The following is an 11,647-nucleotide window of genomic DNA, read 5'->3' on the forward strand; positions in this document are numbered from 1 at the left end:
GTTGCGGCGCTCAGGCGCCCGCCTCCTGCAGCAGCCACGCGCGCATGGCCGCACTCACCTGCTCGGGTTTTTCCAGCGGCGCCAGATGCCCGCAGTCGTCAATCACCACCAAGGTGGACTGCGGCAGCAACGCCGCCATCTGCTCGCTCACCGCCAACGGTGTGATCGCGTCGTTGCGGCCACAGATCACCACGGTTGGCTTGCGCCACGCGCGCAGTACCTCGCTGCCATCGATGCGTTCGATGCGGCTCTGGCGCAGGAACACTTCCGCGCCCAGTCGTGCGGTCATGCCACGCACGGTATCGATCAGTGCGTGATCGTCCAGGCGTGAGGCATCGATGTAGCTGCGCATCAGCTTGTCGCCGAAGCCGTGGAAGGTACCGGGCAGGCGCACGCTGTTCTGCTGCGCCAACCGTTGCGCCGCACGCTCGGGCGAGTCGGGTTTGAACGAGGTGTCCAGCAAGGCCAGTCGCGTGACCCGCTCCGGTGCGATACGCAGGATCTCCTGCGCGATGTAGCCGCCAAGCGAGAACCCGGCCAGGGCGAACTGGTCCGGTGCATGCGACAGCACGGCTTCGGCGGTAGCACGCAAGGAGTCGTAACGGGTGAGATCGCCCACCTGGCAATCGGCGATGTCGGCCAGTGCGTCCAACTGCGCGCGCCACAGGGTGGCGTCGTTCAACAGGCCGGGAAGCAGCAGCAGGGGGATTTTTCCGGGGTTGTTGCCGGTCGGGGTGATGTCCATGGCGCTAGTTTGAACCGGCCAGGCCCGGCTGGCAGCGTCATGGCTGGAACGTTGTGGGGAATGAGCGGTTTGTTGCTACGGCGAACAGCACCCCTCCCCGGCCCTCCCCTTGCCTGCGGCAAAGGGAGGGAGACAAGCGGCCTGCACTGCAATCCGACCGATGACGCAGAACCACCCCCTCCCTTGCGCGAAGCGCAGGGGAGGGTCGGGGAGGGGTGCCTTTCAGTCATTCCGGCAATACCACGACCTGCTCAACACGCTCGCCTGAAAAACTTCAGCGGAGCATCCCCCGCTACGGCGCGCTCTCGGTCACCGGCAGCGTGACATTCATCAGCGTCGAATCGTCCGGGTCGGATTTCACCTTGAACCCCAGGCTCTGGCACATGGCCAGCATGGTGGTGTTCTCGCGCAGCACCTGGCCTTCCACCATGTTCAAGCCCTGCCAGCGTGCGTACTCGATCATGATCTGCATCAGCTTCCAGCCGATGCCATGGCCCTTGAGGTCGGAGCGGATCAGGATGCCGTACTCGCCGCGGTTGTAGTCCGCATCGGCATGCAGCCGCACCGCGCCGAGCATGTCGCCACTCTTCGGGTCGATGGCGACCAGCGCAATGGAACGCGCGTAGTCGAGCTGGGTGAGGCGGGCAATGAACTCGTGGCTGAAATGCTTCACCGACTGGAAAAAACGCAGCCGCAGGTCGTCGTCGGTGACGCGCGCGAAGAACGCGCGGAACAAGGCATCGTCCTCCGGCCGCACCGGGCGGATGAAGGCCTTGCCACCATCGGAGAGCGCGATGGTGTGCTCCCATTCGGTGGGATACGGGAAGATCGCAAAACGCGGGTGGCCGCGGCCCTTGTGCAGGCGCTTGACCGGAGTGATGGCAATGCGGGCATCCAGCGCAATCACGCCGTTGCGGTCGGCCAGCAACGGGTTGAGGTCGAGGGTGCGGATTTCCGGAATATCCGCCGCCAGCTGTGCCAGTTTGACCAGCACCAACGCCACCGCGCGCTCGTCGGCGGCCGGCACATCGCCATAGGCCTTGAGAATGCGCGACACCCGGGTGCGGCCAATCACTTCGTGCGCAAGCCGCAGGTCCAGCGGCGGCAACGCCAGGGTCTTGTCGTCGATGACTTCCACCGCCGTGCCGCCACGGCCGAACACCAGCACCGGGCCGAACACGGGATCGTCGGCAATGCCGGCGATCAGTTCGCGCGCCTTGGGCCGCTGCAGGCTGGGCTGCACCATCACCCCTTCGATGCGTGCCTGCGGCCGCAGTTCGCGCGCACGCTTGAGGATGGACGTGGCCGCCGCCTGTACCGCCGGCAAGGTGCTCAGGTTCAGGCGCACGCCGTCCACTTCGGATTTGTGCGGGATGTCGGGCGAGAAGATCTTCACCGCCACGCTCTTGCCCTTTTCCAGCAGCGGCTGCGCAAGGTCCATGGCCTCATGCGCATCGCGCGCCACCATCACTTCCAGCGAAGGGATGCCGTAGGCCTGCAGCAACGCATGCGTGGCAACCGGGTCGAGCCATTGCTGGTTGTTGGCCAGCGCGGCCTCCACCACGGCGCGCGCGGCGGCGACATCCACCACGAAATCCGCCGGCAGGCTGGGCGGGGTTTCCATCAGCGCCGCCTGCGCCTCGCGGTACTTCACCAGGTGCTGAAAGCCGCGCACGGCCTCGGCTTCGCTGGGATAGGTCGGCACGCGTGCGGTGTTGAGCGTGACCGTGGCGCGGTCATCGTTGCCCAGCCATACCGCGAATACCGGCTTCTCCCGCAGCTGCCGCGAGCGCAGGCCCAGCGTGTGGGTGAGTGCCTGGGCAGCATCGGCCGACGAGGTGAAGGCGGTCGGCACATTGATCACCAGCACCGCATCGTTGGCATCGTCGGACAGCAGGGCTTCAATGGCCGAGGCATAACGCCCGCCATCGGCATCGACCACGATGTCCACCGGGTTGTCACGCGACCAGCCTTCCGGCAGCACCTTGTCCAGCTGCGCGACGGTGGCCGGCGACAGTTCGGCCAGCGAGCCACCCAGGGCCTGCAACTGGTCCACCGCCAGGCGGCCAACGCCACCACCGTTGCTGAGGATGGCCAGGCGCCGGCCCGGGAACGTGCCCAACCGGCCCAGGGTTTCGGCGGCGGTGAACAACTCGTCCAGTGCATTCACCCGCAGCAGGCCAGCGCGGTTGAACGCCGCGCCGTACACCGCATCGGACGCGGCCAGCGCCTGCGAATGCGTGGTGATGCCCTGGCCGTTGCAGGTGGGCTGGCGGCCGGATTTGACCACCACCACCGGCTTGGCACGCGCCGCTGCACGCGCGGCGGACATGAACTTGCGCGCATCGCTGATCTGATCGACGTACAGCAGGATGGCGCGGGTGCGGTAGTCCGAAGCGAAATAGTCGAGCAGGTCGCCGAAGTCCACGTCCAACGCATCGCCCAGCGACACCACGCCGGAAAAGCCGATCGAGCGCGCCACGCCCCACTCCACCAGCGCCGCGGCAATGGCGCTGGATTCGGAAATCAGCGCAAGGTCACCGGCCTGCGGCGTGTGTGCGGCGATGCTGGCATTGAGCCGTGCATGCGGCGCGATCACCCCCAGGCAATGCGGGCCCAGCACACGCATGCCCTTGGGCCGCGCTGCGGCCTCAACTTGTGCCGCGAGTGAGCCCGGGCCCTTGCCCAGCCCGGCGGTGAGCAGGATGGCCGCGGCCACGCCCAGTTCGGCGGCCTGCGCAACGACCTGCGGCACCATCGATGCCGGTGCGGTGATGACGACCAGGTCCGGTATCCACGGCAGGTCCTTGAGCTTCTTGACCGTGCGCATGCCGTCGATTTCGGCATGCCGCGGGTTGACCCAGCCGATCTGCCCGGCAAAGCCCCCGGCCCGCAGATTGCGCACCACCGCCCGCCCTGCGGAACGCTCGCGTGGACTGCCGCCGATGACGGCAACCGAACGGGGGCGGAATACGGTCTGCAGGTGATAAGTGCTCATGACGACGCCAGTTGCGGGAACGTGGTCAAAGGTACACGGGTGGATGGACGTTCGGCTTGCTTTGGATCAATGGCTGGGATTAGGGAATGGGGATTAGGGATTCGCTAAAGCCGGGATTAGGGAATGGGGATTAGGGATTCGCAAGAGCAAGAGCAAGAGCAAGGGCAAGGGCAACAGCAAGAGCAAGAGCAACGGCAAAAACAACCGCACCCCTCCCCGGCCCTCCCCTGCTTCGCAAGGGAGGGGGAACGGCAGGCGCGTTGCGATCTGATGGTCTGGCCAAACGCACGAACCACCTCCCTCCCTTTGGACGAAGGCCAAGGGGAGGGCCGGGGAGGGGTGCTTCTGCTTTGGCTTCTGCTTTGGCTTCTGCTTTTGCTTCTGCTTTTGCTCCTACGACTCCCCAATCCCCATTCCCCACTCCCGGCTTCAGCGAATCCCCATTCCCCAATCCCCGCTCTACAACAACGTCCCGCTCAAAATCATCGCGGCGATGCTGAAATAGATGACCAGTCCGGTCACATCCACCAGCGTGGCCACGAACGGGGCCGAGGCACTGGCCGGGTCAAAGCCCAGGCGCTTGAGGATGAAGGGCAGCATCGAGCCGGACAGCGATCCAAACGTGACGATGCCGATCAACGCCGCGCCAATGGTCAGGGCCAGCAGCACCCAATGCTCGCCGTAATCGTGCAGGCCGCCCAACTGCCACACGGTGATGCGGATGATGGCCAGGGTGCCGAGGATGCTGCCCAGCACCACGCCGGTCGGCAGTTCGCGCAGCGCCACCTTCCACCAGTCGCGCAGGCGCAGTTCGCGCAGCGCCAGCGAGCGGATCAGCAGTGAGGTCGCCTGCGAGCCGGAGTTGCCGCCGGAGCTCATGATCAGCGGGATGAACAGGGTCAGCACCACCGCGCGCGCCAGTTCGTCCTCGTAGTGCTGCATGGCACTGGCGGTGAGCATCTCGCCGAGAAACAGCACGCTCAGCCAGCCGGCACGCTTGCGCAGCATCTCGAAGAAGCCGATCTGCATGTACGGCTTGTCCAGTGCCTCCATGCCGCCGAACTTGTGTACGTCCTCGGTGGATTCCTCGATGAGCGCATCAAGGATGTCGTCCACGGTGACGATGCCCAGCATCTGCTGCTGCGCGTCCACCACCGGGATCGCCAACAGGTCGTGGCGCCGGATCAACTGCGCCACTTCTTCCTGGTCCAGCAACGCATCAACGGTCACAGGTGGATTCACCTGGGCCACGTCGAGAATGGAATCCTCCGGGGCACCCGTGATCAGCCGGCGCATGGTCACCACCTGCTGCAGCCGGTTGGTCTGCGGCTCGAGCACGTAGATGGCATAGACCGTCTCGCGGGTGCGCTCCACTTCGCGGATGTGCTGCAACGTCTGCGCGACCGTCCAATCCGCCGGCACACCGACGAACTCGGTGGTCATCAAGGCACCGGCGGTGTTGGGCGGGTAGCTCAGCAGCAGCTGGATCGATTGCCGGGCTTCAGGCGTGAGCAGCGGAATCAGCCGTGCGCGTTCATCGGCATCGAGTTCGTGGACGATGTCGGTGGCACGGTCATCGGCCATCAAGCCGAGCAACGCGGCCGCACGGGCCGGTGCCAGCGCCGCCACCAGCGCCCCTGCGCGCTGCAGCTCCGGGGCTTCCAGCAACTTGACCGCACGCGGCAAACTCAACGCCGCCAGCGTGTCGGCCGCCTTGGGCAGCGTCAGGGTATTGAGGTATTCCACCGCGTCGGCGGTGTTGAAATCGGCAAGAGGTGCGCTCAGGGTGGCCGCATCGACCACCGGGCGCAGGAGCTGCTTCTGGTTCATGTTGATTCGCCTGTTTGCGTTGCGACCACGCAACACCTGCACTGACGAACCATCCCCTTCAGGCGTTCATCACCGCTGGCGTCGATCGAGGTCGACTTCGACTGTCGCTTGACATGGGTTGGACTCCGGGAAGGTGCTGCGGCAGGACCGGCAGCCGGGCGAGTCTGGCCCTGTTGGCGGGCAGGGTCAACCCACGCAGGTGCCATGGCGTACATGGATTGGGCCGCCATTCGTCTTCGTTGACGGGGCAACCCGCATAATGGTCCGCGCCGGTTTCGCTGTGACTCCGGTGCACCTGCACAGCCCCACGGAGCACGTTTTCATGCATAGCGGCGGTCTCGAACTGGCCTTGGTCCTGCTGCTGGCGGCGGTGATCGCCGTGCCGGTATTCAAGCGTTTCGGGCTGGGCGCGGTGCTCGGCTACCTGGCCGCCGGCGTGGTGCTGGGCCCGCATGTGCTGGGCTTCGTGCAGGATGCCGACCGCATCCTCAATGCCGCCGAAATCGGCGTGGTGATGCTGCTGTTCCTGATCGGGCTGGAGCTGTCGCCTTCACGCCTGATGGTGATGCGCAGGCCGGTGTTCGGTGGCGGCAGCGTGCAGGTGCTGCTCACCGCCAGCGTGCTCGGCGGGCTGCTGCTGATGTATCACTTCCACTGGAAGAGCGCGCTGGTGGTCGGCACCGCGCTGGCCTTGTCGTCCACGGCGGTGGGCCTGCAGCTGCTGTCCGAACACAAGGCGCTGAACAGCGACTACGGCCGCTTTGGTTTCGCCATCCTGTTGTTCCAGGACTTGATTGCCATTCCGTTGCTGGCGGCCATTCCATTGCTGGGCGGCGTGCGCAACGAAACCCTCACCTGGCAGGACGCCGGCATCGCGCTGGGCGTGCTTGCGCTGGTGATCGTGCTGGGCCGCCCGGTGCTGCGCCGCTTGTTTGCCATCGTGGCGCGCACGCGCATGCCCGAAGTGTTCACCGCCACTGCCCTGCTGGTGGTGCTGGGCACGGCGTGGATCATGACCGAAGCCGGGCTCAGCGCCAGCCTGGGTGCCTTCGTGGCCGGCGTGCTGCTGGCCGATTCGGAATTCCGCCACGAGATCGAATCGCAGATCGAGCCGTTCAAGGGCCTGCTGCTGGGCTTGTTCTTCATCGCGGTGGGCATGGGCATCGACCTTGCCCGCGTGGCCGCCGAACCCCTGTTGATCGCTGGCGGCGTGGCGGTGCTGCTGGTGGTGAAGTTCTCCATCCTGGTCGCCCTGGGCCTGGCCGCACGCATGAGCCTGCGCAGCGCCTTGATGCTGGGCAGCGTGTTGTGGCTGGGCGGCGAGTTTGCCTTTGTGGTGTTCAACGAAGCCCAGCGCGCGAACCTGCTGGGCCGCATCAACCACGACCGGCTGGTGGCCGTGGTCAGCCTGTCGATGGCGATCACACCGTTGCTGATGATTGCCCTGCAGCGCGCCCTGCAGCTGCACAAGCCGGCACCACGCCCGGAGCATGCGCCCGATGCCGCCTTGAAGGATGCCGGTGCACAGCGGCCGCAGGTGTTGATTGCCGGCATGGGCCGCTTTGGCCAGATCGTGGCACGCCTGCTGACCGCTCAGCGCATTCCATTCGTGGCGCTGGAGGCGGACCCGGACACCGTGGAAGACCTGCGCCGTTTCGGCAACCAGCTGTACTACGGCGATCCCACCCGCCCGGACCTGCTGCGCTCGGCCGGCTCCGAACACATCCGCGTGTTCGTGATGGCCATGGACGATGCCGAAACCAACCTGCGCGCGGTGCGCCTGGTGCGGCGCATGTATCCCGGCGCAACGGTGCTGGCCCGCGCCCGCAACCGCCAGCACGCCTGGAAGCTGCTGGACATGTCGGCCGAACCGTTCCGCGAAGTATTCGGCTCCAGCCTGGAAACCAGCGAGCGCGTGTTGACCGCGCTGGGCATCCCCGCCGACATCGCCCGCGACCATGTGCAGCGCTTCCGCGAGCATGACGAGCAACTGCTCAAGGCCCAGCACCTGGTCTACGACGACGAAGCCGCAGTGATGCAGACCTCACGCGATGCCCGTGCGGACCTGATGCATCTGTTTGAGGCGGATGTTGGGGAAGGCCGGGAATAGGGATTCGGGGTTGGGGAGTCGCAAGAGCAGGAGCAACTGCACCCCTCCCCGGCCCTCCCCTTCACCTTCGGTGAAAGGGAGGGGGAAACGCCGATGCACTGCGATCTGATCGCCGCACGAATCGCCCCCTCCCTTGCGTAGCAGGGGGGGGCCGGGGAGGGGTGCTTTGGCTTTGGCTTTGGCTTTGGCTTTGGCTTTGGCTTTGGCTTTGGCTTTGGCTTGGGCTTCTGCTTTCGCTCTTACGAATCCCGATTCCCTATTCCCGGCTCTAATTCCGATCGCGCAGAAACCGTGCCATCGACGATACGCCCGGTACCGCCGGCTCGAACTCGCCGGCCACGTCGATGAAGCCGCGCATGATGGCGATGTCGCGGGGGCTGCGGTTGATTGCGTCGCGCATGTCCGGGTCGGCACCCGCGCGCAGCAGGCGCTGCACCAGCAACGGCAGGCCGTGCAGTGCCGCCAGGTGCAATGGGCCGAAACCGCGCGGGTCGCGCACGTCCAGTGACACTTCTTCGTCCAGCAGGCGCTCGACCGCGGCCAGCACCACATGTTCGTCGCAATCCGTGCCCGGTTCAGCGCGCGCACCCAGCAGCAGCAGCAACGGCGTCACCGTGCCGGCCGAGGCCTGGTCCGGCTCGGCACCGGCCAGCAGCAGGGTATCCAGCAGGGCCAGCAGGCGGGTGCGGTCACGCGAGGTGAAGCCGTACAGCGCGGCGCAATGCAGCGGCGCCAGTTGCTGATCGTCACCGGCATGTACGTCGGCACCGGCGGTGAGCAGGCGTGCGACGATGTCGGCCATGCCCAGCGCGGCGGCCAGCATCAACACGGTGACGCCGCCCGGCAAACGATGTTCAAGCTGTGCACCGGCATTGAGCAATGCCGCGACGATATCGGTCTGGCGCATGCTCACCGCCGCCGACAACGGCGTGGCGCCACTGGCGGCCGCATGCTGCGGATCGGCGCCGCGTGACAGCAGCAGGTCGACGACGGCGGCATGGCCGCCGCCGGCCGCACGCAACAGGCCGGTGCAGCCCTGTGCATCCACCGCATCCACGGCAAAGCCCAGGTTGATCAGGCGGCGCACCGCATCGGCATCACCGGCCATCGCCGCGGCGGGCACGTCGGCCTCGCGCAGCGCGCGCAGCGGCAACACCCAGCCCCGCCAGTCCAGCCAATCGGCCAGGTCACGACGGCCGCTGGACAACGCAACGCCCAGCGGCGTCTGCCCGTCGGCGGCACGCGCATCGGGCGATGCACCCTGCAGCAGCAACAGTTTCAACGAGGCTTCGCGTGCCAGTGCGGTGGCCAGGTGCAAGGCGGTCATGCCGTGGCTGTCACGCGCTTCGCGATCAACGCCATTGAGCAGCAGCCAGTGCTGCAGCTTCAACCAGCCAAGACGCACCGCCAGTGACAGCGCCGGGTCGCCGGCCGGCGACGGCGCATACGGGTCGGCGCCGCGCTCAAGCAGTTCGAGCGCGAACTGCTCGGTACCGCGCGAGCCGTGGTCGTGCTGCACGCAGGCGGCCAGCAGACGGGTCAGGCCGCCGCGACCGGCCGGCGAAACACCGCGCTTGAGCAGCACCTGCAAGGTGGGAATCGCATCCACCCCGCGCGAGAGCAGCGCGAACATCGGGGTGTCGGAACAGGCGTCACGCACTTCCGGCGCGGCGCCGTGGGCCAGCAGCCAATCCACCACACGCGGCTGCAGCGCAAGTTGCGGATCGTGCAGCAGGCCACCCAGTTCGTCGGCCGCGCACAGCCTGGCCAGCGGCGCCATGCCATCGACATTGCCGAACACCAGGGCTTCGCGCAGCAGCGCCAGTGGCGCGCGGTCGTTGAGCACCGGCATCGCCTCGCCGGCGTCGCCTTCGGCCGCTGCACTGGCGGCATCGCTCACCGCCGCCGGCAGCGGATAGGCCGGATCCAGCAGCGATACGATGCTCCAGCGCCCGGCCGCAGCAGCATGGTCAATGGCACGGCGGCCATCGGCGCCCACTGCATCGGCAGCAATACCCAGGTCAAGCAGACGCCGGATCAGTGCCGCCGAGACCTGTTCGGCACGGCAGGCCAGCAGCACCGCATTACTGCCTTCGCCATCGACGGCGTGGACATCGGGCTGGTGGGCAAGCAGGCGCTCCAGCACGCCGGCATGGCCCTGCGCGGCCGCATCCAGCCACGGCGTGCGACCGGCCGCGTCGCGCGGTTCGATGTTGGCACCGGCATTGAGCAGGGCTTCGACGATATCGACATGGCCGGCAAGGGCGGCCTCGTGCAGCGCGCTGCGGCGCTGGCGGTCACGCGCATCCAGCCGCGCCTTGTGCTTGAGCAGCAGCTGCACGCCGGCCGGGTCATCGTCTTCGGTGGCGGCGGCCGGCACCAGTACAGGTACGCCGTCGGCCGGCTCCACCTTGGCGCCGCGCTCCAGCAGGAATCGGGCCAGGCGCCAGTTGCCGGCCTGGCAGGCCACCGCCAACGGGCTGTGGCCATCATTGTTCAGCGCATCGACCTCGGCGGCGGCATCACGCAACAAGGCGGCCACGCCCGGATCAGAACTGCGTGCGGCGTGATGAAGCGGGGTGTTGCCATCGGCGTCGGTGGCGCGCGGGTCGGCGCCGTTGGCCAGCAGGGTCATCACCGCTTCCGGGCGGCCGTGCCAGCTGTCGCGGGTGGCGGCCAACAGCGGGGTCATGCCGCGATGGGACTGGTTGACGTCCACGCCACGGCTGATCAGCAACCGCAACAGGCGCAGGTCCGGCAGCACCGCGGCCAGCACCGCCAGGCTGCGCTGGTCGCGCGATTCGGCAGGCGGCTGCGCCTGCGGGTCGGCGCCGGCGTCGAGCAACTGCAACGCACGGTCCACACGACCACTGCGCGCGGCGTCATACAGCTGCGGCACCAACTCGTGCTGCGCCAACGGCTCCAGTGGCACCGGCCCGGCAAGCGCCTCGGCAAAGGGGTCGAATGCAGCGGTCTCGGCCGGTGCGGCAGCAGCGGCGGGCGCCGCGCGCATGCCCTGCAACAGGTGATGCAGCAGCGGTGCCAGCACCGCCGTCGCAATGGCCAGCGGCCAGCGCAGGCCATTGCCCAGCAGCCCCGGCCAGGCCGGGATCACCACGGCGGCACACAGCAGCAACAGGATCGCCGCAGCGCCCAGGCCGTGCCAGGAATCCAGCCCGCGGCCGGACAGCGCCTGCGAGTGCACGCGCAATGCGCCGCCTTCACGCTCCATGGCGTGCCACAGCGGCCAGGTGCGCCACAGCGCCAGCACGGCCACGCTGACCGCCACGCTCAGCGCCAGCACCGCGGCCAGGCTGCCACTGTCATGCAGCGCGGCCAGTGGCCAGGACACCAGCAGCGCGACCATCGCCGCACCGCCGGCCCACAGGCCGAGCAAGCCCGGTACATCGTTTTTGAGTGTTGCCGCCGGCGGCTGCACCACGCGGCTGCGGCGCAGCCACGACAGGCCCAGCGCGAACGCCGGTTGCGCCAACACACCGCAGGCAGCGGCAACCCAGCCACCCAAACCCGTGGCCAGTGTCAGCAACAAGCCAGTCGCCAGCGCGACGGCGACGCTACGGGTACGCAGGGTTTCAGTCATCGCGACCGTCGATGCGCGGAACCTTCACCGGCGCCAACGGCTGGGGTGGCAGCTGCAGATGAAAACCGTGGGCAGTGAGATTGGCGCGTACCTGCGCGGCATCGGCCTGGGCCAGGCGCCGGTCCGGCGTCAGGGCCACTTCCAGAACGAAGGCGAACGGCGCCAGCGTGTCGCCCAGCACCGCCGGGATGGCATCGAAATCATCACGTTTTGCAAGGTAGACGTAGGTGTCGTGCTTGCGTTGGCTTTTATAGACGTAGGCTTGCATGTCAGCGGGCTTGGCCCTGCCTGAGAATTCAGGGATTGTGTCGGAAAGTTGGCGCTGGTGAAAGGCGCGCATCAAACAGAAGCACGGTAACGCGC

6 protein-coding genes are annotated in these 11,647 nt (G+C 67.3%); 1 reads left to right on the forward strand and 5 read right to left on the reverse strand.

Translation table 11 applies throughout. The annotated features are described in order from the left end of the window. Positions 1 to 10: 10 nt before the first annotated feature. From ACVOLO_RS01720 to mgtE, 3 genes are all read right to left on the reverse strand, one after another. Positions 11 to 745: an alpha/beta fold hydrolase gene (locus tag ACVOLO_RS01720; protein WP_481568548.1), complete on the reverse strand. Its 735-nt coding sequence runs from the start codon at positions 743 to 745 to the stop codon at positions 11 to 13. A gap of 292 nt (positions 746 to 1,037) precedes the next feature. After that, positions 1,038 to 3,743, reverse strand: a complete 2,706-nt coding sequence (locus tag ACVOLO_RS01725; RefSeq protein WP_481568549.1) for a bifunctional acetate--CoA ligase family protein/GNAT family N-acetyltransferase — start codon at positions 3,741 to 3,743, stop codon at positions 1,038 to 1,040. Positions 3,744 to 4,202: 459 nt separating this feature from the next. Beyond that, a complete protein-coding gene (gene mgtE / locus ACVOLO_RS01730; RefSeq protein WP_481568550.1) occupies positions 4,203 to 5,573 on the reverse strand; it encodes a magnesium transporter in 1,371 nt (456 codons plus the stop codon). 322 nt (positions 5,574 to 5,895) lie between these two features. On the opposite strand from mgtE, the gene ACVOLO_RS01735 reads away from it, so the two are divergent. Next, positions 5,896 to 7,683 (forward strand): monovalent cation:proton antiporter-2 (CPA2) family protein, encoded by a 1,788-nt coding sequence (locus ACVOLO_RS01735; protein WP_481568551.1) that lies wholly within the window; start codon positions 5,896 to 5,898, stop codon positions 7,681 to 7,683. A 268-nt stretch (positions 7,684 to 7,951) separates the two neighbouring features. Here ACVOLO_RS01735 and ACVOLO_RS01740 read toward each other — a convergent pair whose 3' ends face one another. After that, positions 7,952 to 11,284 carry an ankyrin repeat domain-containing protein gene (locus tag ACVOLO_RS01740; protein WP_481568552.1) on the reverse strand — a complete coding sequence of 1,111 codons (3,333 nt, stop codon included), beginning with the start codon at positions 11,282 to 11,284 and terminating at the stop codon, positions 7,952 to 7,954. Next, on the reverse strand, positions 11,277 to 11,552 hold the full coding sequence (locus ACVOLO_RS01745; RefSeq protein WP_481568553.1) for a YcgL domain-containing protein: 276 nt from the start codon (positions 11,550 to 11,552) through the stop codon (positions 11,277 to 11,279). Before ACVOLO_RS01745 ends, ACVOLO_RS01740 begins: the two co-directional genes overlap by 8 nt. Positions 11,553 to 11,647: the final 95 nt, after the last annotated feature.

It is taken from the genome of Stenotrophomonas sp. STEN056 (assembly GCF_056759635.1).